Here is a 26,205-nt window from a genome sequence, read left to right as displayed (position 1 = left end):
TTAATAACAGTTAGCATAGCATGCTGTTAAAATAGTAAAAAATAATTTTTATGAATACTGGCTTTTCAATTATGCTAATCGTCCAACTAGCCAATTTAAATACGGCGACAATTAATTATGCGTTGTTATCAGAGCAAATTATCAACGATGCCAATCAGATGAATGGACAACGTAAAAAACAGTTTTTAATCTGTCGTTCGATATTAGCAGATTTGCTTAATCAGTATTGCCATTGCTCTACCTTGCCAACAATCGTAATCGGTGAAAATAGTCGCCCATGTTTTTTAGATCGAACTCTTCCTGATTTTAATATCAGCCATAGCCAAGATAGGGTAGCTGTCGCGATATCTTTAAACGGTAAAGTAGGTTTAGATATTGAACTTGCTCGCCAGCGTAAACACTATTTAAAAGTAGCAGAAAACTTTTTTGATGATGATGAATATCAATGGATGATAGCGCAAACCGATACATTATCGGCTTTTTGGCAATTATGGACGTTAAAAGAGTCTGCTTTAAAGCTGTATGCGAAAGGTGTTTGGCAAATGAAATCTGTGAAAATTGACCTTAATCACCAATTGATTCATGCTCCTTTTGCAAGTCATTTTTATTATCAATATCAGCAGATTGATGATGTCCATTTGGCGGTCAATAGTAGTGTGCCGATAACAAGGTTTATCTTACAACGTTAAAGACGCTAATCTGCCACATCAAAAAATGAAGCAGATTAACATGTTGTATTAATTATTTGTTGGTCGTTAATAAACCTGATTCACTTAACGTTTTGTTAAAATCTTTATCCATAAAGAATAGGTCACGCTTATTTTCACCGACTAATTCTAGTTTATCGACAATGCTTTTGAAGAGTTTTTCTTCTTCATGTTGTTCAGAAACATACCATTGTAAAAAGTTAAATGTCGAAAAATCTTTCTGTGTTAACGCATAATCAACCAGCGCATTAATTGCTTTGGTAATTTTAAGCTCGTGCTGATAAGCCACTTTAAATAATTCAAGTAAAGAAGGATATTGTGATTCAGGGGCTTCAATTTTGCCAATTAAAGCTAAGGAACCACAATCTAAAACATAATCAAATAAACGCTCCATATGTTGGCGTTCTTCACCCGCATGATCTCTTAAAAACTTTCCGAAAGATGGAAAATTTTGGTCATCACACCAAGCACTCATTTGTAGGTACAGATTTGAAGAGTAAAACTCTAAATTTAATTGCTCATTAAGCTTTTTGACCATTTGATCGGTTAACATTTTTATTTCCTCACATTGCTATTTTATGACTTCACATTTCAATCGATAACATCGTTGATGTGATTATTATTTAAGTATAGATTAACTATCTATATCATTGATATTGTCTAAATTAGATAAAGGTCTTGAAGTACCTTTCTTTTGTTATTATCTAATTGATATTCCTGATCTAACCAATTATCAATAGTCTGATAACGCTGTTTAATTGCCGTTATTGCGGCGGTTAGGTATGCTTCTTTAGCAGCAAAAATCACTTTTTGATTTTCAAGTTCGGTTGCCGTTAATTGGTTTTTATTCTGGTTAAGAATGGTGTCACGAAAATCTTTTAATAATTGTTCGGTAAGTAGATAGTCTTGCATGACAACGTCTTCACTCACGCCTAATGCAAACAGTGTTAAAGCGACACCAATGCCCGTTCTATCCTTGCCGACAGCACAATGCTGAACTAAGGGCTGCCCATTACCATTTAATAAAATGTCAGTGAGTTTTTGATAAGCAGGATTATTGAAAGGTAATAATTGATAAAGTTTGATCATAAAATCAAAGGGTGACGTTTTTTTAATGGTAAAAATATCATCTTCAATTTCTGAGGTTAAACTGGCTGTCACTTCATCACTTAATGGATTTGCCGGAACATTAATATAGTTGGCATTACGCCATAAATTGTCGGGATAGCGATTGATTTCGTTCGGATCTCGATAGTCTAAAATGTAGTGTAATTTTAATTCATTCGCTAAGAAGTCTTTTTCTTGTTCGCTAATACGTGAAAATTCACCTGCACGATATAATTTTCCTTTACGTATTTGACGTCCATCTTGTGTTTTAATTCCACCTAAATCACGAAAATTAATTCCATTTTTTATTGGTACAGCAGATGTCATAACGAATCCTTATTTATTCTTAACCTGCTTGCTATATTAGCATGTTTCTGATTAGAATTAAGCCATTGTTTTATTTTTATCAATAATTGGAGTTCTGCTTATGTCGATGTTATCTATTTTACTTTCTGAAAAACCTGCACCGTCGCAATGGGGTAAAGATGCACTACTGAGTTTTTCAGATGAATCAATTACCATTCATTATAAAACTGAGCATCGTTTAGGGGCAATTCAACGTGCAGGGCGTAAACTCGATAATCAAGGTATTAAATCGGTTAAACTTAGTGGTCAAGGATGGGATTTAGAAGCTTGTTGGCATTTTTGGTTGGGTTATCGTAATGCAAAAAACAACAATAAAGTCACTTGGGCAAAGCTGGATAGCAAAGATAAGGCAGAATTAACACATCGTCTGGCCATTATTGATTGGTGTCGAGATATTGTTAACCAGCAAGCGGAAACATTGAGCCCACTTGAATTAGCTACGCAAAGTGCCAAACTCATCAGTCAATATTCGACAGACGTAACATACAAAATTATTTCAGGCGAAGCATTAAAAGAGCATGATTATATGGGGATCTATACTGTTGGCAAAGGTTCAGATAGACCGGCAGCGCTACTTGAACTTGATTATAATCCGGGTAAAAATCCAACAACACCGGTTACTGCTTGTTTAGTGGGTAAAGGGATCACATTTGATTCTGGTGGTTATAGTTTAAAACCAAGTAGTTTTATGGAGTCGATGCGCTCAGATATGGGCGGAGCAGCGCTAGTCGCTGGTGCATTAGCGCTTGCTATTGCACGAGGCATAAATCACCGTATTAAACTTTATCTATGTTGTGCAGATAACTTAGTGAGTGGTAGCGCTTTTAAACTAGGGGATATTATTTGTTATCGTAATGGTAAAACAGTTGAAATTGATAATACCGATGCTGAAGGTCGTTTAGTGTTAGCCGATGGGTTAATTTGTGCCGATAATGATAAACCACATTATATTATCGATTGTGCAACATTGACGGGTGCAGCAAAAATTGCGGTGGGTAATGATTATCAATCACTACTTTCATTTGATGATAAATTTGCTCAATTGTTATTGGCAAGTAGCGATATTGAGCATGAAGCATTTTGGCGTTTACCATTAGCCGAATTTCATCGCTCTCAATTTCCTTCATCCTTTGCAGACATGTCTAATTCTGGATTACCTAACACAGCAGGGGCAAGTACTGCAGCGGCATTTTTATCACATTTTATTAAAAATTATCAGCAAAACTGGTTACATATCGATTGCTCAGCCACTTTCCGTAAAAGTGCAACTGCATTATGGGCAACGGGAGCAACAGGTGTTGGGGTCAGAACTATTGCTCACTTATTGAGTAAATTAAAAAAAGCATGATTCATTGTTAAGGGATGTAATATCTATTTATTAAAACCGATTAGTTTAATAATTCTTAATAATTTTTGTTATTGCTAATTTGAGTTTTTTTCCTACAATAGGCAGAGTTTAAAATTTGTCAAATGTTTATAATTTAGAGATATAAGGAAAGGTATGAAAAAAGTATTTTTTATTTTGTTAATAGTATTGTTTTCAAATGCAACCTACGCTGGCGAGTGTGAGAAATATTGGAATTCAGAAGAGTATGATAAAGCTTTTGATGCTTGCCAAAAAGAAGCCGAACAAGGTGATAAAAAAGCTCAATTTTATTTGGCTCAAGCTTATGAGGAAGGTTTGGGCGTTGAGGGAGATTTCGATAAGGTATTACATTGGGTAACTAAATCAGCAGAACAAGGATATGATCAGGCACAATATTATTTAGCACTAATGTATGATGAAGGTGAAGGTGTTGAAGAAGATGATCAAAAGGCTGTTTATTGGTATAAAAAAGCTGCCGAACAAGGTTTAGTTGATGCTCAATATAATTTAGCGATAATGTATGATGAAGGGGAAGGTGTCGAAAAAAATAAAGAAACAGCTGTGTTCTGGTATAAGAAAGCAGCGGAGCAAGATTCGCCAGAAGCGTTAAATAATTTAGGTGTCATGTATTACAATGGTGAAGGAGTAGAAAAAAATAGACTGTTAGCCATTAAGTACTTTAAGAAAGCCTGTAGTCTTGGCATAGATGAAGCTTGTGATAATAAAAGCTTGCGATAATATAAAACAAATAGAACTAATTAAAATATGTTAAAACTGAACTGTCTTAAATCATTAAGACAGTTCTTTTGAATAAATGAAGTAGAATAAATAAAATCATTTATTCTGTTATGATAATTGCTTTTTTAATATAAATTGGCTCAATCGGTACATTTTGATGTGGGCCCATCCGTTTAGTTGGCACATTGACAATTTTATCAACAACATCCATTCCTTTTATCACTTTTCCAAATACTGCGTAACCATAATCTTTGGATGGATCGTGGTTGAGAAAATGATTATCGACAACATTAATAAAAAATTGGCTCGTTGCACTATCGATGACACCGGTTCTGGCCATTGCAATCGTACCACGCACATTTTTTAATCCATTATCTGCTTCGTTTTTAATTGGGGCATTTGTTTCTTTAAATTTTAATTCACCGTCTGCTCCACCACCTTGAATCATAAAATTAGGGATCACACGATGAAAAGTGGTGTTTTCATAGAAACCACTTTTAACATAATCAAGAAAGTTTTTGGTCGTAATTGGTGCATGCTCATTGTCTAATTCAATTTCAATATCCCCCATACTGGTTTGCAACAATACTTTTGTATCTGCTAATGCAATGGGTGAAAGTAAAATTAAGCACAATGTGATGATTAATGATATGATTTTATTCATTATATTTGTTCCTTAGTCCATTTGTTTGTTGATTATACCGAATATAAAATTTATTTAAATAACAATTGTGCAAAATACAAAAAAATTTTGTGAAATAGTTCGAGTTATTGTTTATTTAATATTTTTCAACATGTTAAACAAGATATTATAAGTAAGTTTTTGCATTTGAGTACTATTTTTATGGCTGAAAAAAGTATTTTTTGAACGATATGCGATGGTCTGAAAACAAACTCTTAGTATTGACGTTTTATCCTTTATTAAATGATTGTTTTAAATTTTTGGATGACATTATTTTTAAAGTTGGAGAATTATGCGTTGCTTCTTATGCAATATGCCATTATATTTGGCACATCATGGAATTTGTTATCAATGTTCAAAAAACATACCGAAATTAAACAAGGTATGTCCGCAATGTTGTTTACCGCATTCTTTATCCACTCAGATTTGTTATCGTTGTCTTGAAAATAAACCCTACTGGGATACATTAATTGCGACTAGCGAATACATTAATCCGTTAAAAAAATTAATTCAGCAATTAAAGTTTTATCATAAAACGGAACTGACATTGGCACTGGCAAGATTAATGTTTTTAACATGGTATAAAAAACGACTTGCAAATGAAATCATAAAACCGGATTTAGTCACTTGCGTTCCATTACATCATATACGTTATTGGTCAAGAGGATTTAATCAAGCAGAATTATTGGCAAAATTGATAGCGAAATGGTTAAATTGTGATTTTTATCCTCATTTACTCTATCGACATCAACGAGCAATAGATCAGAAAAAGCTTTCATTAAAAGAACGTAAACAAAATGTAGAAACACTTTATGAATGTCGAAAAAATCTTTCTCAAAAATCGGTAATGCTTATTGATGATATTGTCACTACGGGAAACACAATAAATGCTGTTAGTCAGCAGCTAAAAAAATGCGGGGCAATGAATATTCAAGTGATTTGTTTATGTCGCACAGTATTGTAAAATTGTAAACAGTCCCTATAATAACCAACATAGTTAGTCAACTATTACAACAAATCAATTAGCTAGTTTATTACCTAATTGCATCAAAAGTGAGGGGTTATGTCTATTATTACCATTTCTGAATCAGCTCAGCAACATTTCAAAAAACTACTAGCCAATCAACCACAAGATACACAAATTCGTGTCTTTGTCATGAATCCTGGTACGCCAAGTGCAGAGTGTGGTGTTTCTTATTGTCCTGATGATACTGTAGAAGATAGTGATATAGAAGAAAAGTTTGCAGATTTTTCGGTATACATTGATGAAATGAGTGCACCATTTTTAGAAGAAACCGTTATCGATTATGTTACTGATGAATTGGGTTCGCAATTGACGTTAAAAGCGCCAAATTCCAAAATGAGAAAAGTCAGCGATGATGCACCTTTAATTGAACGCGTCAATTATACGATTCAAACTCAAATTAATCCTCAACTTGCTAGTCATGGCGGTATGGTAAGTTTAATTGAATTAACAGAAGATAATTATGTTGTCCTTCAATTTGGGGGGGGCTGTAACGGTTGTTCAATGGTTGATTATACGTTGAAAGAAGGAATTGAAAAACAATTATTAATGGAATTTCCTGAACTTGCAGGCGTAAAAGATGTGACTGAGCATCAAGCAGGAACACACTCTTTTTGTTAAGAAAAACTAAATAATTTGGATTTAAATCTTGCTTATTGCTAAGATTAAGTCATAATCGCATGATGTCTGCCAGTTCACTTTATGATGGGGTTTTATGAATCAAGTCAGCATTATTTCAGATCTTATCGTTTGGATTGAAAAAAATCTGGAGCAGCCTTTGTCTATTGATCATGTTGCTCAAAAATCAGGTTATTCAAAGTGGCATTTACAACGTATGTTTAAAGAAGTAACCGGTCAGGTACTTGGTACTTACATTCGTCATCGTAGGTTAACTTATGCTGCACTTTCTTTACGAATGACGAGTAAGCCGATTTTAGATATTGCCATGCAATATCGTTTTGATTCTCAGCAAACATTTACCCGTTCTTTTAAAAAACAGTTCAATGAAACCCCAGCAAGTTATCGACGCGCTGAATTTTGGGATCCGACAGGATTAACGCCAGCAATTGAACTTAATAAAACTCAGCTTACATTACCCGAACCCAAATTCGTTAATATGCCAAAACAGACATTTTGGGGTATTACTTATAAAAATAACTGTAATTTAAGTAAATTATTAGAGGAAGAAAATAAGTTGCGAGGGCAATTTTTTCATAATTATCTTTCTCGTTATACCCATAAAAATGAAATTCTGCCGGATAAAATTTATGCTTTTAACCGTATCTTGAAAAGTAAAGAAAATGCTAATGAACAAGAGTTACTTTATACTATAGCGTTAGAACACAATAATCATCTTGAGTATATTGAACAGTTTGTTAGCGAAGGTGGTCTGTATCTTTGTTTTAAATATATTGGCACACCAGAAAACTTTAAAGATTTTATTTCTCAGGTGCATTTAGCTGCGATGCCAGCTTTAAAAGTTCATTTACGTGCCGGATGTTTAATTGAAATCCATCATAATCGAGATAAAAATACGGTTGAAACGGCAAAAGATATCCAACGTATGGAATGCGATTATTGTGTGCCAGTTGCAACAGAAAATGAAGTTCTTCTAAAGAAAAATTCGTAGTAATTCTAAGTTTTTATCTGTAATCAATCTTGTGACTAATTGTAATAACCTAGCATTATAATCAATTTAACAATGTTTTTTCTAACCATTGTCTAAATTCTGGTGATGCTTCTTTCAAACTGTTTGATCCACGTGTGACAGTGGCAATACCAATACCTAATTGTTCTTTAAGCTGTCTTTGATTTATTGAACCATCAAGTAAAGAGTGAATTATTTTAACTCGGGTAATTAAAGCATCACGTTCATCTGCGGTTAGCAGCAGTTTAAATATATCCAGTGAATAACCATCATTAAATGCTTGGTGTAGTATTTCAACTGTTTGTTTCCATTCTTGAGTTTTCATAATGCCCACCATTAATAGGTTCTGTTAAATTCGTTTGCGGTAAAAATATTATGCCTTTTTTGACCTAACAAATTTTGATAAATATAATCATAAACTAAAACATTTTTAACATAATTACGTGTTTCAGTAAAAGGAATACTTTCAATAAAAGCTACTGCATCAAGTTTACCATCACTATTATTCAACCATCGTTTAACTCGACTTGGTCCAGCATTATAGGCTGCTGACGCCAAAATACGATTTTTAGCATTTTGTTGATAAACATTATTAAGAAAATATGTCCCTAATTCTATGTTTGTCATGGGATCAGATAGCTGAGATGTTGATGTATAACTAATTGAGCTAACTTTTTTTGCTGTTTCTTTTGCTGTCGCAGGCATTAATTGCATTAAACCTTTTGCCCCAGCTGGTGATTGTATCGTGGCATCAAAAGCGCTCTCTTGACGAGATATAGCCAGCGCATAAGAAAGAGATATCTCTTTACCTTTTAATGCCTGTTTATATATATCTTCATACATAATAGGTAAGCGCTCTGTCCAATTATTCCAAAGTTTTCCAGATATTGTTGCTTGAATACTAAGATCTCCCCAACCTTTATAATAAGCATATTGAGCTAAATCTAAATATTCATTATTTTCAACGTGATTATTCAACATAAAGCGCCATTCGCGTGTTGATTCTGTTAACTTCTTCCAGAAACGTAATTCTTTAATTCGTTTTATAACAGTTTGATTATCATACTTAGATTTTAAATTTGCTATCTCGGCTTGTGTAATTTTTCTGGATTGGTTGTTAAGAGAATATTTTTGCTTAAGCAATTGAGCGCTGACCATGCCATAAAATCCACGATTAGCCGATAATTTTTTCAAAATGGTATTGGCTTCATTTTTTTTGTTTTGGTCTAAATAGACGCGAGCTTGCCAATATTGCCATTCTTCTTTTAATTTATCTTCAGGTGTTAATTGTGATAACCAATAAGCAATATCTTTATAATTATTTTCATCAATCGCAACACGAATGCGTTTTTCAACTAACGTTGTATCATGATACTTGGAAATGTAATCATCACGCCATTTAATTTGCTCATTTGTCGCAGAATCACTGAAAAATCTGTTTGCTAAATTTTTTTGTAATGCAATGAGTTCGGTTTCGCTTAGATGTTGCTGCTGTACCAGTTTTGGCAATAGTATTTGCGCAAAATTCATATCCGCTTTAACTACTCGAGGAAAAGAAGCCAATACAATTTTTTTAGTAAAATTGCTGGTTTTGATATTTTTAGAGAAATCCTCTAATTTTTTCGGATTATCTAATAAAGCATATAAATTACTTTTGGTTGTTTTATAGTCATTATCTAATAAATTGATTAAATATCGTGCTAATTTTAAATTATTCGCTTCTATGGCAAGTTCAATTCGTAACAAAATGATATTGTTTGTTTGTTTTCCAGCATCTTTCCATGCATTAAGAAGAGGATCACAGGCAGAAGGTAATTCTTTTCCTGTTAGCCACAATGATTCTACTGTCTCTATAACAGATTGATTACCCTGTTGTAACAAAGCGTATTGATAACGGCAGTTAGATTGAATTGAGTTATCTTTAGGAAAGTCAACAATAGCAGCCCAATCTTGACGATTGGTCAATTCTGATAAGAAAGATTGACTTAATGATGCTGTTAACGGAAATTTACTATACTGAGTGACAAAATTGCTCACCATGTCTGGGGAAACCGTTTTGATATTTTTTTGAAAATATTGTACTGCAGCATAAGGATACAGTGGGTAATCTTTTAGCTCTTTTAAAAGAGCGGTTTGTTCATTAAGATTGAGTGATTGATATGAGTTAAGCCATTTTTTGTAATTAGCTCGTAAATCTTGCTGCGTATTAACCGCGATTGCACTTTTAGTAAAGAGTAATCCTATTATTAAAATACACTTTAATAGTGATTTCATTGCTCAACTCCTATATCAAATTAGTTTACTAGATTAGCATATTTCACCATTGTTCGTCGATGAAAGAACTTAAGGTTTAATTCCCACTAAAATAGTCAACTAAATACTTGACTAAAATTGAAGGATATATAAAATACCTTCCATATATAAAGGGGAATAAATAATGAAATTGACATCAAAAGGGAGATATGCAGTAACTGCAATGTTGGATATTGCATTACATTCTGGTTTAGGGCCCGTATCACTTGCAGATATCTCAGAACGTCAACAAATCTCACTTTCCTATCTTGAACAACTATTTGCCCGTTTACGTAAACATGGTTTGGTCTCTAGTGTTCGGGGGCCGGGTGGTGGCTATGTGCTTAGTCGAAGCATGGATCAAATTGCGATTAGTTCAATTGTTAAAGCCGTCGATGAAACGGTTCACGCAACAAAATGTTATGGTCATGATGGATGTCAAGGTGGCGTGAGATGTTTAACTCACACTTTGTGGAATGACCTAAGTGAACGTATCGATGAGTTTTTAACAAGTATCACTTTAAGCGAATTAGTCAATAATAAAGAAGTTAAAGAAGTGGCTAGTCGACAAAGCAATCTAATATCAATAAATTAAGCAATAAAATTTGTACACAGATTTTGTCATTGGGAGTATTTAATGAAACTACCTATTTATATGGATTATGCAGCAACAACGCCTGTCGATCCTAGAGTTGCTGAAAAAATGATGCAGTATCTAACCTTGGATGGTATTTTCGGTAACCCCGCCTCTCGTTCTCATAAATTTGGTTGGCAAGCTGAAGAAGCGGTTGATATTGCACGAAATCAAATAGCCGATCTTATTGGTGCCGATTCACGAGAAATCGTTTTTACTTCTGGCGCGACTGAAGCGGACAATTTAGCCATTAAAGGTGCAGCACACTTTAATCAAGCTAAAGGTAAACATATTATTACGTGTAAAACTGAACATAAAGCCGTGCTTGATACTTGTCGCCAACTAGAACGAGAAGGTTATGAAGTAACGTATTTAGCACCTGAATCTGATGGAATATTAGATTTAAACAAACTCGCAGCGGCAATGCGTAGTGATACGACAGTGGTATCAATCATGCACGTTAATAATGAAACAGGCGTCATACAAGATATCGAAAAAATTGGTGAAATGTGTCGTGAAAGAGGCATTGTTTTCCACGTGGATGCAACCCAAGCTGTTGGTAAATTACCGATTGATGTAACCAAATTGAAAGTAGACTTGATGTCTTTTTCAGGTCATAAAATCTATGGTCCAAAAGGTATCGGTGGGCTGTATGTAAGACGTAAACCACGTGTTCGTATCGAAGCCCAAATGCATGGTGGTGGTCATGAACGAGGCATGCGCTCTGGAACGCTACCTGTGCACCAAATTGTTGGTATGGGTGAAGCATATCGGATAGCAAAAGAAGAAATGGCTACTGAAATGCCACGTCTATTGGCACTCAAAAATCGGTTATGGAATGGTTTAAAAGATATAGAAGAAGTTTATCTAAATGGATCTTTAGAACACAGTGCACCAAATATTTTAAATGTCAGTTTTGCTTATATTGAAGGTGAATCGTTAATGATGGCATTAAAAGATTTGGCTGTATCTTCTGGCTCTGCCTGTACGTCAGCGAGTTTAGAACCTTCTTATGTATTGCGGGCACTAGGCCTCAATGATGAATTAGCACATAGCTCAATCCGTTTTTCACTAGGTCGATTTAGTACTGAAGAAGAAGTGGATTATGTTATTGAGTTAATCAAAAACTCTATTGATAAATTAAGAAACTTATCTCCGCTTTGGGAAATGTTTAAAGATGGTGTTGATTTATCAAAGATAAAATGGTCAGCCCATTAAAATTAGGAGTAAATTATGGCATACAGTGAAAAAGTAGTCGATCATTACGAAAACCCTCGCAATGTCGGATCGTTCGATCAAAACGATCCGAATGTTGGTAGTGGTATGGTTGGTGCACCAGCCTGTGGCGATGTCATGCGACTTCAAATTAAAGTGAATGATGATGGCATTATTGAAGATGCGAAATTTAAAACTTATGGCTGTGGTAGCGCAATTGCTTCAAGTTCGTTAGTTACCGAATGGATTAAAGGTAAATCTTTAGATGAAGCACAAGCAATAAAAAATACGGATATTGCTAAAGAACTCGCTTTACCGCCAGTTAAAATTCACTGTTCAATTTTAGCTGAAGATGCAATCAAAGCGGCAATTGATGACTATAAGACTAAAAAAGGGCAAAGTTAATGGCTATTACATTAACCACTAGTGCAGCTGATCGTGTTCAAGCTTTTTTAACTAATCGTGGAAAAGGCATCGGTCTAAGATTAGGTGTTAAAACATCTGGTTGTTCGGGTATGGCTTATGTTTTAGAGTTTGCTGATACGATTAATGACGATGACAGTGTATTTGTAGACAAAAATGTTAAAGTTATCGTGGATAAAAAAAGCTTAGTCTATATTGATGGCACTGAACTTGATTTTGTTAAAGAAGGATTAAATGAAGGTTTTAAATTCAATAATCCTAATGCGCATAATGAGTGTGGTTGTGGCGAAAGCTTTAATGTTTAACTGAGGCATCAAGCGTGAATAATTATTTTGAGTTATTTCATCTACCTATTCAATTACCTGTCGATACGCAGCAGTTAACATTACAATATCAACAATTACAAAGACAGTATCACCCTGATAATTTTGCAACGGCATCGGATAGTGAAAAAATGGCGATTATTCAAAAATCAGCCATGATTAATGATGCTTATCAAGTATTAAAAAATCCTATAAAAGCAGCTGAATATTTCCTATCTTTGCAAGGCTTTAATGTGGCAACGGAACAACATATTATTCATGATGCAGATTTTTTAATGGAGCAATTTGTTTTGCGTGAAAAGCTAGATGATATTGAAAGTCAGTCAAACTTTGAACTATTAGATAGCTTTGAGTCTGAAATATCAGGGCGTAAAAAAGATATTTATAATCAATTGTTGAATAATATATCGCAACAAGATTGGCAATCCGCCCTAAATCAAATCTACAAGATTCGTTATCTTACTCGATTAATAGAACAGATCGAAAAGTTACAAGAAAAGCAATATGCTTTATAATTTAAGATAAATAACACATCAAGTAGAGATAAGTTAAATGGCATTATTACAAATTAGTGAACCAGGTCAAACACCAGAACCACATCAGCGTCGGATTGCGGTTGGCATTGATTTGGGTACGACCAACTCACTAGTTGCAACCGTTCGAAGCGGTAAATCTGAAGTCCTGCCAGATTTAGAAGGCGATTTTTTATTGCCTTCAGTTGTACATTATGGTGTTGATCATGATGATAATACTATTATCACAATTGGTAAAAATGCTAAAAACAGTGCTACTTCTGATCCAAAAAATACAGTAAGTTCAGTTAAGCGATTAATGGGAAGACGTCTTTCTGATATAGACACATCTCATTTCCCTTATCCATTATCCATGACAGAAAATGGTGTGCCATTACTAAATTTACCGAATCAGCAAGTTAATCCTATACAAGTCTCTGCTGAAATCTTGATTGCTCTAGCAGATCGGGCTAAAGCGAGTTTAAATGGTGAAATCGATGGTGTCGTCATCACCGTTCCCGCCTATTTTGATGATGCTCAACGACAGGCAACAAAAGATGCTGCTAAATTAGCTGGTTTACACGTTTTACGTTTGTTGAATGAACCTACTGCTGCAGCTATCGCTTATGGCCTTGATTCTGGAAAAGAAGGCATCATTGCTGTATATGATTTAGGTGGTGGAACTTTTGATATCTCTATCCTGCGTTTACATAAAGGCGTTTTTGAAGTCCTATCAACAGGGGGAGATTCTGCTCTTGGTGGTGATGACTTCGATCGTTTACTTGCGGAGTATATTAAAAACGAATTAGGGTTGATTAATCATCATGATGCACAGTTGAATCAGAGAATGATTCATCAAGCGGTTGATATTAAAATTGCTCTCAGCCATCAAGATGCTGTCACGATCACATTTGATAATCAGGTCTTAACTATAACCCGACATCAATTTGAACAACTCATTGAACCGCTAGTTAAACGAACCTTAGCTGTTTGTCGGCGTGCATTAAAAGATGCTGATATTGATATCGATGAAATTGTTGAAGTGGTCATGGTGGGGGGATCTACCCGAATTCCGTTTGTGCGTGAATCGGTCGGTAACTATTTCAAAACAAAACCTTTAACTTCTATCGATCCAGATAGAGTAGTCGCTATTGGGGCTGCCATTCAAGCGGATATTTTAGTGGGTAATAAACCCGATTCCGATATGTTGTTGCTTGATGTAATTCCCTTATCTTTAGGCATCGAAACAATGGGCGAATTGGTTGAAAAAATCATTCCTCGTAATAGTACGATCCCTTGTGCAAGGGCGCAAGAATTTACAACGTTTAAAGATGGTCAGACCGCTATGATGATTCATGTTTTACAAGGTGAACGTGAAAATGTAGCCGATTGTCGATCGTTGGCGCAATTTATCTTACGTGGCATTCCGCCAATGCCTGCTGGTGGCGCACATATTCGTGTCACTTTCCAAGTGGATGCTGATGGATTGCTGAGCGTAACGGCAATGGAAAAATCAACAGGCGTTGAAGCTGCAATACAAGTTAAGCCATCTTATGGGCTAACTGATAAAGAAATTGCAACTATGATTCAAGATTCCATCAATTACGCTCAACAAGATAAGCAAACTAGAATGCTTGCTGAACAAAAAGTTGAAGCAGCAAGAGTCCTTGAGAGTTTACAAAATGCATTAGATAAAGATGCTGACTTATTGAATGAGCATCAGCTTAATCAAATTTTAAATGCTAAACATCGTTTACAAGCGGTAAGCGAATCTGATGATATATACGAAATTGAAAAGCAAATTAAAATTGTTGATAACGTGACGCAGGATTTTGCGGCTAAGCGTATGGATAGATCCATTCGTCAAGCTTTAACCGGTCATAAAGTTGATGATATTTAACTAACGAGATTATTATGCCAAAAATTACTTTTTTACCAAATGCTGAACTTTGCCCTGAAGGGAAAACAGTTGAAGCGCAAGAAGGTGAATCTATTTTAGAAGTCGCTTTACGTAACGATATTGAAATTGAGCATGCTTGTGAAATGTCATGTGCTTGTTCAACTTGCCATTGTATTGTCCGTAAAGGTTTTGACTCACTTGAAGAGAGTGATGAACAAGAAGATGATATGTTAGATAAAGCGTGGGGCGTTGAACCGCATAGTCGACTAAGTTGTCAGGCTCGTGTTGCCGATGAAGATCTTGAAGTCGAAATTCCAAGATATAGCCTAAATCACGCCAAAGAAGATCATTAATTAGTCGCCTTTATGGCGACGTGATTTCCTCAAAAAGCCCGTTCCTCAACTTTTCGGTAACCATAAATGATCATATTTTTTCTATCTATATGATAATTAATACTTGATGTTGGTACACCAACGGGGTATAATTCCGCCACTTTGTTTATTGTCTTTATGTAAGCAAATGCGTATGAAGATATAATCCTTATTTAATAATATTGAATTATATCAACAATACTCCCGATCTGGGGGTTACGAAAAGAACGGATTACACTCTCCTGTCAATCGAAACAGGGTAAGAGGAGTAGTCTTTTGTTATAACTTTTAAATAGTGGAGCTCTGGTCTCATGTCGAACCAAAGAATCCGTATCCGGTTAAAAGCGTTTGATCATCGTTTGATTGATCAATCAACTGCTGAAATTGTAGAAACTGCGAAGCGCACTGGTGCGCAAGTTCGTGGTCCTATTCCATTACCGACACGCAAAGAGCGTTTCACCGTATTGATTTCTCCGCACGTTAATAAAGACGCGCGTGATCAATATGAGATTCGTACTCATAAACGTCTAGTTGATATTGTTGAGCCAACTGAAAAAACAGTTGATGCTTTAATGCGCCTAGATCTTGCTGCCGGTGTTGATGTGCAGATCAGTTTAGGTTAATCCTAAGCTGAATGATTGAGAGGTCTAAACAATGATTGGTTTAATCGGTCGTAAAGTAGGAATGACACGAATCTTCACCGAAGAAGGTGTTTCTATTCCTGTCACCGTAGTTGAAGTTCAAAGCAACCGCGTTACTCAAGTTAAAACTTTAGAGAACGATGGTTATCAAGCTATTCAGGTTACTACTGGCAGCAAAAAAGCAAGCCGTGTAAATAAACCTGAAGCAGGTCATTTTGCTAAGGCTGGCGTTGAAGCTGGTCGTGGTCTATGGGAATTCCGTTTTGAAGAAGGCGAATTTACTGTAGGGCAAAGTATTAACGTTGATATTTTCACAGACGTTAAAAAAGTTGATGTTACTGGAACATCTAAAGGTAAAGGTTTTGCTGGCGTAACTAAACGTTGGAACTTCCGTACTCAAGATGCAACTCATGGTAACTCTTTGGCACACCGTGGTCATGGCTCTATCGGTCAAAACCAAACTCCAGGTAAAGTGTTCAAAGGTCGTAAAATGGCAGGTCACCTAGGTAATGAACGTGTAACTGTTCAAAACTTAGATATTGTACGTGTTGATGCTGAACGCAACCTTTTATTAATTAAAGGTGCAGTTCCAGGCGCAATCAATAGTGACGTAATTGTTAAACCGGCAATCAAGGCTTAACGTCGAGGAGATAGAGATGGAATTAGTAGTAAAAGACGCGAAAGCGCTTTCTGTTTCCGAAACTACCTTCGGACGTGAGTTTAATGAAGCGTTAGTTCACCAAGTAGTTGTTGCTTATGCATCTGCTGCTCGTCAAGGCTCACGCGCACAAAAAACTCGTGCAGAAATCGCTGGTTCAGGCAAAAAACCATGGCGTCAAAAAGGCACAGGTCGTGCTCGTTCAGGTTCTATTAAGAGCCCAATCTGGCGTAGTGGTGGTGTAACATTTGCAGCAAAACCACAAGATCATAGCCAAAAAGTTAACCGTAAAATGTATCGTGGTGCATTAAAGAGTATTTTCTCTGAATTAGTGCGTCAAGAGCGTTTAGTTGTGGTTGAAACATTTACTGTTGAAGCACCTAAGACTAAATTACTAACTCAGAAATTAAATGATATGAATCTTAATGATGTCCTTATCATTACAACTGAAGTTGATGAGAATCTTTTCTTAGCAGCACGTAACTTGCATAAAGTTGATGTGCGTGATGTGGCAGGTATTGATCCAGTTAGTTTGATTGCATTTGACAAAGTGGTTATCACTGTTGATGCCGTTAAACAAGTAGAGGAGATGTTAGCATGATTCGTGAAGAGCGTCTGCTTAAAGTCCTGCGAGCACCACATGTTTCTGAAAAAGCATCTATTTCAATGGAAAAAACAAATACATTAGTATTGAAAGTTGCTAAAGATGCTACTAAGAGAGAGATTAAAGCCGCAGTTGAACAACTATTTGAAGTTAAAGTAGATGACGTTAATACACTTGTTGTTAAAGGCAAAGTAAAACGTCGTGGTCAACAACTTGGTCGCCGTAGCGACTGGAAAAAAGCTTACGTAACTTTAGCAGAAGGTCAAAACTTAGACCTTGCTGGCGTCGCTGAGTAATTCGGAGGAGTAAGAACAATGGCAGTTGTTAAGTGTAAACCTACATCTCCGGGTCGTCGCCACGTTGTTAAAGTGGTTAACCCAGAGTTGCATAAAGGTAAGCCTTATGCACCGTTGCTTGATTCAAAAAGCAAAACTGGTGGTCGCAATAATAATGGTCGTATCACTACCCGTCATATCGGTGGTGGTCATAAACAACATTATCGTATTGTTGACTTTAAGCGTAACAAAGATGGTATTCCAGCAGTTGTTGAACGTTTGGAATATGATCCAAACCGTAGTGCAAATATTGCATTGGTTTTATATAAAGACGGTGAACGTCGTTATATTTTAGCGCCTAAAGGCTTAAAAGCAGGTGATCAGATCCAATCTGGTGTTGATGCATCGATTAAAACAGGTAACTGTTTACCAATGCGCAATATTCCAGTCGGTTCTACCGTGCATAACATTGAAATGAAACCAGGTAAAGGCGGACAACTTGCTCGCTCAGCTGGTAGCTATGTTCAAATCGTTGCGCGTGATGGTGCATATGTAACATTACGTCTACGTTCAGGTGAAATGCGTAAAGTATTATCTGATTGTCGTGCCACTATTGGTGAAGTCGGTAATTCAGAACATATGCTTCGCGTACTAGGTAAAGCGGGTGCAACGCGTTGGCGTGGTGTTCGTCCTACTGTTCGTGGTACAGCAATGAACCCGGTAGACCATCCACATGGTGGTGGTGAAGGTCGTAACTTTGGTAAACATCCTGTGTCTCCATGGGGTCAAAAAGCCAAAGGATTGAAAACGCGTAGCAACAAACGTACTGATAAGTATATTGTTCGCCGTCGCAATAAGAAATAATTAATATAGAGGATTAGCTATGCCACGTTCTCTCAAGAAGGGTCCTTTTATTGACCTACACTTGCTGAAGAAGGTAGAGAAAGCGGTGGAAAGCGGGGACAAGAAACCAATTCGTACTTGGTCCCGTCGTTCAACGATCTTTCCTAACATGATCGGTTTGACCATCGCTGTCCATAATGGTCGTCAGCACGTTCCAGTTTATGTTACCGACGAAATGGTTGGTCATAAATTGGGTGAATTCGCGCCGACTCGTACTTATCGCGGTCACGCTGCGGATAAGAAAGCTAAGAAGAAATAAGTAGGAGAAAGAGATGGAAACAATTGCAAAGTACCGCCACGCTCGTTCTTCTGCACAAAAAGTTCGCTTAGTTGCAGATCTTGTTCGCGGTAAAAAAGTGTCTCAGGCACTTGATATTTTAACGTACACCAATAAAAAAGCGGCTGTACTTGTTAAAAAAGTATTAGAGTCTGCTATTGCTAATGCAGAGCATAACGATGGTGCTGATATTGATGATCTAAAAGTTGCGAAAATTTTCGTAGACGAAGGCCCAACCATGAAGCGTATTATGCCTCGTGCGAAAGGTCGTGCAGATCGAATTTTGAAGCGTACGAGTCACATCACCGTGATCGTCTCAGATCGCTAGGCTGGAGAATAGCAATGGGTCAAAAAGTAAATCCAAATGGTATCCGATTAGGCATTGTCAAGCCTTGGACATCTACATGGTATTCGGGTACAAAGACATTCGCTGATAATTTAGAAAGTGATTTTAGAGTGCGTGAATTCTTAAATAAAGAATTAGCACAAGCGTCAATCTCTAAAATTGTAATCGACCGTTCAGCAGAAACTAACGTTCGCATTACTATTCACACTGCTCGTCCAGGTATCGTGATTGGTAAAAAAGGTGAGGACGTTGAAAAATTACGTAATGCCGTAGCTTCTATTGTCAATAAGTATAAAGACAAAAGAGAAAAACGTGATGTTGCAGTACAAATTAATATTGCTGAAGTTCGTAAACCTGAACTTGATGCAAAATTAGTTGCTGACAGCATTACTTCTCAGTTAGAACGCCGTGTTATGTTCCGTCGTGCAATGAAACGTGCGGTACAAAACGCAATGAAAGCGGGTGCTAAAGGTATCAAAGTTGAAGTAAGTGGTCGTTTAGGCGGCGCTGAAATTGCTCGCTCAGAGTGGTATCGTGAAGGTCGTGTACCTCTACATACACTACGAGCTGACATCGACTACGGAGTGTCTGAAGCATTAACTACCTATGGTATTATTGGTGTTAAAGTGTGGATCTTCAAAGGTGAGATCCTTGGTGGTATGGCTGCCGTTGAACAAGCAGAAAAACAACCTGCTGCTCAACCGAAAAAGCAGCGCAAAGGCCGAAAACAATAAGGAGCGTCGCTGATGTTACAACCAAAGCGTACAAAATTCCGTAAAGTGCACAAGGGCCGCAATCGTGGTCTAGCTGTGAGTACTGACGTAAGTTTCGGTACATTCGGTCTTAAGGCTGTGGGTCGTGGTCGTTTGACTGCGCGCCAGATCGAAGCAGCACGTCGTGCAATGACTCGTGCAGTTAAGCGTCAAGGTAAAATCTGGATTCGAGTTTTCCCTGATAAACCAATTACTGAAAAACCACTTGAAGTGCGTATGGGTAAAGGTAAGGGTAACGTTGAATACTGGGTTGCTCAGATTCAACCAGGTAAAGTCCTTTATGAAATGGACGGAGTACCGGAAGAAGTTGCTCGTGAAGCATTTGCGTTGGCAGCTGCAAAACTGCCAATTAAAACCACCTTTGTGATTAAGACGGTGATGTAAATGAAAGCAAAAGAGCTACGCGAAAAAAGCGTTGAAGAGTTAAATACTGAACTTCTTAATTTATTACGTGAGCAATTTAACTTACGTATGCAATTAGCTGGAGGTCAGTTGACACAGACTCATATGTTAAAACAAGTGCGTCGTAATATTGCACGAGTTAAAACGTTATTAACTGAAAAGGCGGGTGCGTAATATGACTACTGAAGTAAAAATTCGTACTCAGCAAGGTCGTGTTATTAGCGACAAAATGGATAAATCTATTACTGTAGCTATTGAACGTAAAGTGAAGCATCCGTTATATGGTAAGTTCATTAAACGTACGACTAAATTGCATGTACATGATGAAAACAACGAGTGTGGTATTGGTGATACTGTAGAAATTAAAGAGTGTCGTCCATTATCAAAAACCAAATCTTGGACTCTTGTTCGAATCGTAGAAAAAGCAGTTAGTTAATCTAATCGATTAAAAACTGTACATAATATAATAAACGGCTAAATGCAGCCGTTTATTTTATGCTATCCATTTTATTTGAGTGGTGTTATACTATGCGCCCTCACATATGTGGGTTTTTGGTTGTCTATTCTTATCCATGGTAGTTGAGGTGGATGAAGGTAGATTAGACAATAATTTATTTATACGGAGCATTAAAATGATCCAAGAACAGACTAGGCTAGATGTTGCCGATAACTCTGGCGCACGTAGTGTAATGTGTATCAAGGTTCTCGGTGGATCGCACCGTCGTTATGCAGCGGTTGGTGATATCATCAAGGTTACCATTAAAGAAGCAATTCCACGTGGTAAAGTAAAAAAAGGTGATGTACTTAAAGCTGTTGTCGTGCGCACTAGAAAAGGTGTTCGTCGTCCTGATGGATCTGTCATTCGTTTCGATCGCAATGCTTGTGTTATTTTAAACAATAACAGTGAGCAACCGATTGGTACGCGTATTTTTGGACCGGTCACTCGTGAACTTCGTTCTGAGAAGTTTATGAAGATCATTTCATTAGCACCAGAAGTACTGTAAGGAGCGGGTAATGGCAGCGAAAATCCGTCGAGAAGATGAAGTTATCGTGTTAACCGGTAAAGATAAAGGTAAACGCGGTAAAGTAAAAAGTGTTTTGTCTACAGGCAAAGTGATTGTTGAAGGTATTAATTTGGTGAAAAAACACCAAAAACCAGTACCTGCATTAAATCAAGAAGGTGGAATTGTTGAAAAAGAAGCAGCTATTAATGTTTCTAATGTGGCAATTTTTAACCCAGCTACAGGCAAAGCAGATCGCGTAGGCTTTAGAATTGAAAATGGTAAAAAAGTCCGTTTTTATAAGTCTACTAATGAATTAATTAATTAAGTAATTTGGAGTGTACGATGGCGAAACTGCATGATTACTACAAAGCACAGGTAGTAAATAAACTGCAAGAACAGTTTGGCTACAAATCTGTCATGCAAGTCCCTCGGATCGAAAAGATCACCTTGAATATGGGTGTGGGTGAAGCAATTACTGATAAGAAATTATTAGATAATGCGGTTGCAGATTTAGCAGCAATCAGTGGTCAAAAACCACTTGTCACAAAAGCACGCAAATCAGTTGCTGGTTTTAAAATCCGTCAAGGGTATCCTATTGGTTGTAAAGTCACTTTACGTGGCGAACGTATGTGGGAATTTTTTGAACGTCTAGTTTATATTGCGCTTCCTCGTACTCGAGATTTCCGCGGTTTAAGCGCAAAATCTTTCGATGGTCGTGGTAACTATAGCATGGGTGTTCGTGAACAAATCGTTTTCCCTGAAATCGATTATGATAAAGTTGATCGTGTTCGTGGTTTAGATATTACTATCACAACAAGTGCACAATCAGATGAAGAAGGCCGAGCTTTATTATCTGCCTTTAACTTCCCATTTCGTAAGTAAGGTAGGGCATAATGGCTAAACAATCAATGATTGAACGCGATAAGAAACGCGTAAAGCTAGCAGAAAAATATTTTGCAAAGCGTCAAGAATTAAAAGCGATTATCTCTGATCTTAATGCATCAGATGAAGATCGTTGGAATGCAGTGCTTAAATTGCAAACGCTTCCTCGTGATTCTAGTCCATCACGTCAACGTCGTCGTTGTCGTCAAACAGGTCGTCCTCATGGCGTCCTTCGTAAGTTTGGTTTAAGCCGTATTAAGGTTCGTGAATCAGCCATGCGTGGTGAGATTCCTGGTCTTAAAAAGGCAAGTTGGTAATCAGGGGAGTGTTATAGATGAGCATGCAAGATCCTATAGCAGATATGTTGACCCGTATTCGTAACGGTCAAGCTGCGAATAAAGTTGCAGTCACCATGCCTTCCTCTAAGCTAAAAGTGGCAATTGCCAATGTGCTAAAAGAAGAAGGTTACATCGGAGACTATAAAGTTGTTGGTGACACTAAGCCAGAATTGGAAATTTCATTAAAATATTTCCAAGGTAAGGCTGTAGTAGAAAGTATTAAACGTGTTAGCCGTCCAGGTTTACGTATTTATAAACGTAAAGACGAATTGCCAAAAGTTATGGCTGGATTAGGTATCGCAGTTGTTTCTACTTCTAAAGGTGTTATGACTGATCGAGCAGCACGCCAAGCAGGTCTTGGTGGTGAAATTATCTGCTACGTAGCGTAAGGGAGAAAAAAATGTCTCGTGTTGCAAAAGCACCTGTCGTTGTTCCTGCTGGCGTAGAGGTAAAACTCAATGGTCAGGTAATTACGATTAAAGGTAAAAATGGCGAGTTAACTCGTACAATTAATAATGCTGTTGTTATTAATCAAGAAGAAGGTCAAATTAAATTTGCTCCTCGTGACGGCTTTGCGAATGCTTGGGCTCAAGCTGGTACTGCACGTGCGTTGATTAATGCAATGGTTATTGGTGTTACTGAAGGTTTTACTAAAAAACTTCAGCTAGTTGGTGTCGGTTATCGTGCACAAGTTAAAGGTAATGCTATTGGTCTATCTCTTGGATATTCACATCCAATTGAGCATCAATTACCTGCTGGTGTGACCGCAGAATGTCCATCACAAACTGAAATCATACTGAAAAGTGCTGATAAGCAGTTAATTGGACAAGTGGCAGCAGATATCCGTGCTTATCGTCGTCCTGAACCTTATAAAGGTAAAGGTGTTCGTTACGCAGATGAAGTTGTGCGTACTAAAGAAGCTAAGAAAAAGTAAGGTAACACTATGGATAAGAAATCAGCTCGTATCCGTCGTGCAACTAAAGCGCGTCGCAAGATGCATGAACTACTTGCAACTCGCTTAGTGGTTCACCGTACTCCGCGTCATATTTATGCGCAGATTATCGCACCAAACGGATCAGAAGTACTGGCAGCTGCTTCTACATTAGAAAAAGCTATCAGTGAAAGTTTAAAATACACCGGAAACAAAGATGCAGCAGCTGCAGTTGGTAAAGCAATCGCAGAGCGCGCATTAGCGAAAGATATCAAAGAAGTTTCTTTTGATCGTTCGGGTTTCCAATATCATGGTCGAGTTCAGGCGCTAGCAGATGCTGCTCGCGAAGCTGGCCTACAGTTCTAAGGTAGGAGTTAAAGATGTCAAACATCGAAAAACAAGCTGGTGAACTGCAGGAAAAACTAATCGCAGTTAACCGAGTTTCTAAAACCGTAAAAGGTGGTCGTATTTTTAGTTTTTCTGCACTAACAGTTGTTGGTGACGGTAATGGCCGCGTAGGTTTTGGATATGGTAAAGCACGTGAAGTGCCAGCAGCAATCCAAAAAGCAATGGAAAAAGCACGTCGTAATATGATTAATGTTGCTTTAAATAACGATACTTTACAGCATCCTGTTAAAGGTGCTCATACAGGTTCTCGTGTTTATATGCAACCAGCATCAGAAGGTACTGGTATTATCGCCGGTGGTGCAATGCGTGCTGTATTAGAAGTTGCTGGTGTTCGTAACGTTCTAGCTAAAGCATATGGTTCAACAAACCCAATTAATGTGGTTCGTGCAACGATTGATGGCTTAGAAAATATGAAATCACCAGAAATGGTTGCTGCTAAGCGTGGTAAAACCGTCGAAGAAATTTTGGGGTAATTAACCATGGCAAAGACAATTAAAATTACACAAACTCGTAGTTCTATTGGACGCATACCGAAGCATAAAGCAACGTTAGTCGGACTTGGATTACGTCATATTGGTCATACTGTTGAGCGCGAGGATACTCCTGCTATTCGTGGTATGGTAAACCAAGTTTATTACATGGTCAAAGTTGAGGAGTAATAGTAATGCGTTTAAATACTTTATCTCCTGCTGAAGGTTCAAAGCATGCACCAAAACGTCTAGGCCGAGGTATCGGTTCTGGATTAGGTAAAACAGGTACCCGTGGTATCAAAGGTCAAAAATCACGTTCAGGTGGCGGCGTTCGTCGTGGCTTTGAAGGTGGTCAAATGCCTTTATATCGTCGATTACCAAAATTTGGTTTTACTTCTCGTAAAGCTCTAGTTACAGCACAAGTTCGCCTTTCAGATTTAATGAAAGTTGAAGGTGATGTTGTTGACCTAAATAGCTTAAAAGTTGCAAATGTGATTAATTCACAAATCGAATACGCAAAAATCATGTTATCTGGTGAAGTTACAAAACCAGTAACAGTTCGTGGTATTCGTGTAACGAAAGGTGCTAAAGCTGCAATTGAAGCTGCTGGCGGAAAAATTGAGGAATAATTAGAAAGATGGCAAAGCAACCAGGATTAGATTTTCAAAGTGCCCGTGGTGGTGGGGGTGAACTTAAGAAGCGTTTACTATTTGTGCTTTTAGCACTGATTGTTTTTCGTTTAGGTTCTTATATTCCAGTTCCTGGCATTGATACTAAAGCGTTATCGGACATACTTTCACAAGCATCATCTAATGGTATTGTGGATATGTTCAATATGTTCTCTGGTGGTGCTTTAAGCCGTGCTTCAATTTTTGCATTAGGGATAATGCCTTATATTTCTGCATCGATTATTGTGCAGTTATTAACGGCCATTAACCCTAAATTGGCAGAATTGAAGAAAGAAGGTGAATCAGGTCGTAAGAAAATTAGCCAGTACACTCGTTATGGCACATTGGCTTTAGCTATTGTACAAGCAGTTGGTATTGCGACTGGTTTACCAAATATTCCTGGTTATGAGCGTGTTGTGACTAATCCAGGATTTTCTTTCTATTTCATTGCATCGGTTAGTTTAGTTACTGGCACTATGTTTCTTATGTGGCTTGGTGAGCAGATCACGGAACGTGGAGTAGGTAATGGTATTTCAATCATTATTTTCTCTGGAATTGTGGCGGGTCTTCCTCATGCAATATATGAAACAATTGAACAAGCTCGTTCTGGTGAATTGAATCCGATTCTATTATTAGTTGTCGCAGCTTTAGTGATAGGTGTGACTTATTTTGTTGTTTTTGTTGAGCGTGGTCAACGTCGAATCGTAGTTAACTATGCCCAACGTCAACAAGGGCGTCGCGTTTATGCAGCGCAAACATCACATTTACCATTAAAAATTAATATGGCTGGCGTTATTCCAGCGATATTTGCCTCAACAATTATTATGTTACCATCTATGATGGCATCTTGGTTTCAAGGAAATGGTGAAGGCTGGAGATATGTATTTGTACTTATTGGTCAATATTTCTCTCATGACCAACCGTTATACATAATCTTTTTTGCGGCAGCGATAATCTTCTTTTGTTTCTTCTATACAGCGTTGGTTTTCAACCCTAGAGAGACAGCAGATCAGCTTAAAAAATCTGGTGCATTTATTCCAGGTATCCGCCCAGGTGAGCAAACATCTAAATATATTGACAAAGTAATGACACGTTTAACATTAATAGGCGCAATCTACATTACTTTTGTATGTTTGGTACCAATGTTTATGACAAGTGCAATGAAGGTTCCAGTTCAATTTGGTGGAACATCTTTATTAATTGTGGTTGTTGTAATCATGGATTTTATGGCACAAGTACAGACTTTAATGATGCCAAATCGTTATGAGTCAGTGTTAAAGAAAGCGAACCTTAAAGGCTACGGCCGATAAGTTAGCC

General features: G+C 37.2%; 40 protein-coding genes. 35 read left to right on the top strand and 5 right to left on the bottom strand.

All coding sequences use genetic code 11. The annotated features are described in order from the left end of the window. Positions 1-50 precede the first annotated feature (50 nt). Positions 51-689 (top strand): 4'-phosphopantetheinyl transferase family protein, encoded by a 639-nt coding sequence (locus J3U14_RS04870; protein ID WP_267350285.1) that lies wholly within the window; start codon positions 51-53, stop codon positions 687-689. A 52-nt stretch (positions 690-741) separates the two neighbouring features. Here the strand turns inward: J3U14_RS04870 and ftnA are convergent, their stop codons facing one another. After that, on the bottom strand, positions 742-1,260 hold the full coding sequence (gene ftnA / locus J3U14_RS04865) for a non-heme ferritin (protein WP_267350286.1): 519 nt from the start codon (positions 1,258-1,260) through the stop codon (positions 742-744). Positions 1,261-1,367: 107 nt separating this feature from the next. Further along, positions 1,368-2,141 (bottom strand): tyrosine-protein phosphatase, encoded by a 774-nt coding sequence (locus tag J3U14_RS04860; RefSeq protein WP_267350288.1) that lies wholly within the window; start codon positions 2,139-2,141, stop codon positions 1,368-1,370. Between the two features lie 94 nt (positions 2,142-2,235). Here J3U14_RS04860 and pepB point away from each other — a divergent pair, with 94 nt between their 5' ends. Both pepB and J3U14_RS04850 read left to right on the top strand, forming a co-directional pair. Continuing rightward, entirely contained in the window at positions 2,236-3,528 is a 1,293-nt protein-coding gene (pepB, locus tag J3U14_RS04855; protein ID WP_411622918.1) for an aminopeptidase PepB, read from the top strand. A gap of 153 nt (positions 3,529-3,681) precedes the next feature. Next, positions 3,682-4,284 (top strand): tetratricopeptide repeat protein, encoded by a 603-nt coding sequence (locus J3U14_RS04850; protein ID WP_267350291.1) that lies wholly within the window; start codon positions 3,682-3,684, stop codon positions 4,282-4,284. 100 nt (positions 4,285-4,384) lie between these two features. Here the strand turns inward: J3U14_RS04850 and J3U14_RS04845 are convergent, their stop codons facing one another. Further along, positions 4,385-4,948, bottom strand: coding sequence for a peptidylprolyl isomerase (locus tag J3U14_RS04845; protein ID WP_267350293.1), 564 nt, complete (start codon positions 4,946-4,948; stop codon positions 4,385-4,387). Positions 4,949-5,258: 310 nt separating this feature from the next. On the opposite strand from J3U14_RS04845, the gene J3U14_RS04840 reads away from it, so the two are divergent. From J3U14_RS04840 to robA, 3 genes are all read left to right on the top strand, one after another. Next, positions 5,259-5,930 carry a phosphoribosyltransferase family protein gene (locus tag J3U14_RS04840; protein ID WP_267350295.1) on the top strand — a complete coding sequence of 224 codons (672 nt, stop codon included), beginning with the start codon at positions 5,259-5,261 and terminating at the stop codon, positions 5,928-5,930. Between the two features lie 105 nt (positions 5,931-6,035). Beyond that, positions 6,036-6,611 carry a Fe-S biogenesis protein NfuA gene (nfuA, locus tag J3U14_RS04835; RefSeq protein ID WP_267350472.1) on the top strand — a complete coding sequence of 192 codons (576 nt, stop codon included), beginning with the start codon at positions 6,036-6,038 and terminating at the stop codon, positions 6,609-6,611. Between the two features lie 94 nt (positions 6,612-6,705). Then, positions 6,706-7,620, top strand: a complete 915-nt coding sequence (robA, locus tag J3U14_RS04830) for an MDR efflux pump AcrAB transcriptional activator RobA (protein WP_267350297.1) — start codon at positions 6,706-6,708, stop codon at positions 7,618-7,620. A 61-nt stretch (positions 7,621-7,681) separates the two neighbouring features. Here the strand turns inward: robA and trpR are convergent, their stop codons facing one another. Together trpR and sltY are read right to left on the bottom strand one after the other, a co-directional pair. Next, entirely contained in the window at positions 7,682-7,963 is a 282-nt protein-coding gene (gene trpR / locus J3U14_RS04825; protein WP_218837341.1) for a trp operon repressor, read from the bottom strand. 11 nt (positions 7,964-7,974) lie between these two features. Then, a complete protein-coding gene (sltY, locus tag J3U14_RS04820) occupies positions 7,975-9,912 on the bottom strand; it encodes a murein transglycosylase (RefSeq protein ID WP_267350300.1) in 1,938 nt (645 codons plus the stop codon). Positions 9,913-10,075: 163 nt separating this feature from the next. Here sltY and iscR point away from each other — a divergent pair, with 163 nt between their 5' ends. From iscR to secY, 29 genes are all read left to right on the top strand, one after another. Further along, entirely contained in the window at positions 10,076-10,525 is a 450-nt protein-coding gene (gene iscR / locus J3U14_RS04815) for a Fe-S cluster assembly transcriptional regulator IscR (protein ID WP_065558570.1), read from the top strand. A gap of 42 nt (positions 10,526-10,567) precedes the next feature. Beyond that, positions 10,568-11,782 carry an IscS subfamily cysteine desulfurase gene (locus J3U14_RS04810; protein ID WP_065558571.1) on the top strand — a complete coding sequence of 405 codons (1,215 nt, stop codon included), beginning with the start codon at positions 10,568-10,570 and terminating at the stop codon, positions 11,780-11,782. 15 nt (positions 11,783-11,797) lie between these two features. Then, positions 11,798-12,184 (top strand): Fe-S cluster assembly scaffold IscU, encoded by a 387-nt coding sequence (gene iscU / locus J3U14_RS04805; RefSeq protein ID WP_065558572.1) that lies wholly within the window; start codon positions 11,798-11,800, stop codon positions 12,182-12,184. Beyond that, a complete protein-coding gene (iscA, locus tag J3U14_RS04800; RefSeq protein WP_267350302.1) occupies positions 12,184-12,507 on the top strand; it encodes an iron-sulfur cluster assembly protein IscA in 324 nt (107 codons plus the stop codon). The genes iscU and iscA overlap by 1 nt, the downstream gene beginning before the upstream one ends. Before the next feature lie 14 nt (positions 12,508-12,521). Continuing rightward, positions 12,522-13,040, top strand: a complete 519-nt coding sequence (gene hscB, locus J3U14_RS04795; RefSeq protein ID WP_267350304.1) for a Fe-S protein assembly co-chaperone HscB — start codon at positions 12,522-12,524, stop codon at positions 13,038-13,040. A 37-nt stretch (positions 13,041-13,077) separates the two neighbouring features. Further along, positions 13,078-14,937 carry a Fe-S protein assembly chaperone HscA gene (gene hscA, locus J3U14_RS04790; RefSeq protein ID WP_267350306.1) on the top strand — a complete coding sequence of 620 codons (1,860 nt, stop codon included), beginning with the start codon at positions 13,078-13,080 and terminating at the stop codon, positions 14,935-14,937. Positions 14,938-14,951: 14 nt separating this feature from the next. Next, on the top strand, positions 14,952-15,290 hold the full coding sequence (fdx, locus tag J3U14_RS04785) for an ISC system 2Fe-2S type ferredoxin (RefSeq protein WP_065558576.1): 339 nt from the start codon (positions 14,952-14,954) through the stop codon (positions 15,288-15,290). A gap of 329 nt (positions 15,291-15,619) precedes the next feature. Then, on the top strand, positions 15,620-15,931 hold the full coding sequence (rpsJ, locus tag J3U14_RS04780) for a 30S ribosomal protein S10 (RefSeq protein WP_006120582.1): 312 nt from the start codon (positions 15,620-15,622) through the stop codon (positions 15,929-15,931). Between the two features lie 31 nt (positions 15,932-15,962). Then, the gene (gene rplC / locus J3U14_RS04775) at positions 15,963-16,589 is read left to right on the top strand and encodes a 50S ribosomal protein L3 (protein WP_065558577.1); all 627 of its coding nucleotides are present in this window, start codon (positions 15,963-15,965) and stop codon (positions 16,587-16,589) included. 16 nt (positions 16,590-16,605) lie between these two features. Beyond that, a complete protein-coding gene (gene rplD, locus J3U14_RS04770) occupies positions 16,606-17,208 on the top strand; it encodes a 50S ribosomal protein L4 (protein WP_065558578.1) in 603 nt (200 codons plus the stop codon). Then, positions 17,205-17,507 carry a 50S ribosomal protein L23 gene (rplW, locus tag J3U14_RS04765; RefSeq protein ID WP_065558579.1) on the top strand — a complete coding sequence of 101 codons (303 nt, stop codon included), beginning with the start codon at positions 17,205-17,207 and terminating at the stop codon, positions 17,505-17,507. The genes rplD and rplW overlap by 4 nt, the downstream gene beginning before the upstream one ends. Before the next feature lie 18 nt (positions 17,508-17,525). After that, positions 17,526-18,350 (top strand): 50S ribosomal protein L2, encoded by an 825-nt coding sequence (gene rplB, locus J3U14_RS04760; RefSeq protein ID WP_065558580.1) that lies wholly within the window; start codon positions 17,526-17,528, stop codon positions 18,348-18,350. A gap of 19 nt (positions 18,351-18,369) precedes the next feature. Next, positions 18,370-18,648: a 30S ribosomal protein S19 gene (gene rpsS / locus J3U14_RS04755; RefSeq protein ID WP_065558581.1), complete on the top strand. Its 279-nt coding sequence runs from the start codon at positions 18,370-18,372 to the stop codon at positions 18,646-18,648. A 13-nt stretch (positions 18,649-18,661) separates the two neighbouring features. Next, positions 18,662-18,994, top strand: coding sequence for a 50S ribosomal protein L22 (rplV, locus tag J3U14_RS04750; RefSeq protein WP_034884235.1), 333 nt, complete (start codon positions 18,662-18,664; stop codon positions 18,992-18,994). Positions 18,995-19,008: 14 nt separating this feature from the next. After that, complete coding sequence (gene rpsC / locus J3U14_RS04745) at positions 19,009-19,746, top strand: 30S ribosomal protein S3 (protein ID WP_065558582.1); 738 nt, start codon at positions 19,009-19,011, stop codon at positions 19,744-19,746. A gap of 12 nt (positions 19,747-19,758) precedes the next feature. Then, positions 19,759-20,169, top strand: a complete 411-nt coding sequence (gene rplP, locus J3U14_RS04740; RefSeq protein WP_025314389.1) for a 50S ribosomal protein L16 — start codon at positions 19,759-19,761, stop codon at positions 20,167-20,169. Then, the gene (gene rpmC / locus J3U14_RS04735) at positions 20,170-20,361 is read left to right on the top strand and encodes a 50S ribosomal protein L29 (RefSeq protein ID WP_034902373.1); all 192 of its coding nucleotides are present in this window, start codon (positions 20,170-20,172) and stop codon (positions 20,359-20,361) included. Between the two features lies 1 nt (position 20,362). Then, entirely contained in the window at positions 20,363-20,623 is a 261-nt protein-coding gene (gene rpsQ, locus J3U14_RS04730) for a 30S ribosomal protein S17 (protein WP_025314391.1), read from the top strand. Between the two features lie 196 nt (positions 20,624-20,819). Continuing rightward, entirely contained in the window at positions 20,820-21,191 is a 372-nt protein-coding gene (gene rplN / locus J3U14_RS04725; RefSeq protein WP_025314392.1) for a 50S ribosomal protein L14, read from the top strand. 10 nt (positions 21,192-21,201) lie between these two features. Then, the gene (gene rplX, locus J3U14_RS04720) at positions 21,202-21,516 is read left to right on the top strand and encodes a 50S ribosomal protein L24 (RefSeq protein WP_065558583.1); all 315 of its coding nucleotides are present in this window, start codon (positions 21,202-21,204) and stop codon (positions 21,514-21,516) included. Positions 21,517-21,533: 17 nt separating this feature from the next. Continuing rightward, complete coding sequence (gene rplE / locus J3U14_RS04715) at positions 21,534-22,073, top strand: 50S ribosomal protein L5 (protein WP_065558584.1); 540 nt, start codon at positions 21,534-21,536, stop codon at positions 22,071-22,073. Between the two features lie 11 nt (positions 22,074-22,084). Further along, positions 22,085-22,390, top strand: a complete 306-nt coding sequence (rpsN, locus tag J3U14_RS04710) for a 30S ribosomal protein S14 (RefSeq protein ID WP_025314395.1) — start codon at positions 22,085-22,087, stop codon at positions 22,388-22,390. A gap of 17 nt (positions 22,391-22,407) precedes the next feature. Further along, positions 22,408-22,800 (top strand): 30S ribosomal protein S8, encoded by a 393-nt coding sequence (gene rpsH / locus J3U14_RS04705; RefSeq protein ID WP_065558585.1) that lies wholly within the window; start codon positions 22,408-22,410, stop codon positions 22,798-22,800. Positions 22,801-22,811: 11 nt separating this feature from the next. Continuing rightward, positions 22,812-23,345 (top strand): 50S ribosomal protein L6, encoded by a 534-nt coding sequence (gene rplF, locus J3U14_RS04700; protein ID WP_065558586.1) that lies wholly within the window; start codon positions 22,812-22,814, stop codon positions 23,343-23,345. 9 nt (positions 23,346-23,354) lie between these two features. Next, positions 23,355-23,708, top strand: coding sequence for a 50S ribosomal protein L18 (gene rplR, locus J3U14_RS04695; protein WP_025314398.1), 354 nt, complete (start codon positions 23,355-23,357; stop codon positions 23,706-23,708). 14 nt (positions 23,709-23,722) lie between these two features. Continuing rightward, complete coding sequence (gene rpsE / locus J3U14_RS04690) at positions 23,723-24,223, top strand: 30S ribosomal protein S5 (RefSeq protein WP_025314399.1); 501 nt, start codon at positions 23,723-23,725, stop codon at positions 24,221-24,223. 6 nt (positions 24,224-24,229) lie between these two features. Beyond that, entirely contained in the window at positions 24,230-24,409 is a 180-nt protein-coding gene (rpmD, locus tag J3U14_RS04685; RefSeq protein ID WP_267350311.1) for a 50S ribosomal protein L30, read from the top strand. 5 nt (positions 24,410-24,414) lie between these two features. Next, a complete protein-coding gene (gene rplO / locus J3U14_RS04680) occupies positions 24,415-24,849 on the top strand; it encodes a 50S ribosomal protein L15 (RefSeq protein WP_065558588.1) in 435 nt (144 codons plus the stop codon). 8 nt (positions 24,850-24,857) lie between these two features. Then, complete coding sequence (gene secY / locus J3U14_RS04675; RefSeq protein WP_065558589.1) at positions 24,858-26,198, top strand: preprotein translocase subunit SecY; 1,341 nt, start codon at positions 24,858-24,860, stop codon at positions 26,196-26,198. Positions 26,199-26,205 lie beyond the last annotated feature (7 nt).

Source organism: Gilliamella sp. B3801 (assembly GCF_026536645.1).
Taxonomy (GTDB): Bacteria; Pseudomonadota; Gammaproteobacteria; order Enterobacterales; family Orbaceae; genus Gilliamella; species Gilliamella apicola_I.
The sequence above is the reverse complement of the archived record's forward strand: the minus strand, read 5'-3'. Positions and strand labels throughout refer to the sequence as shown.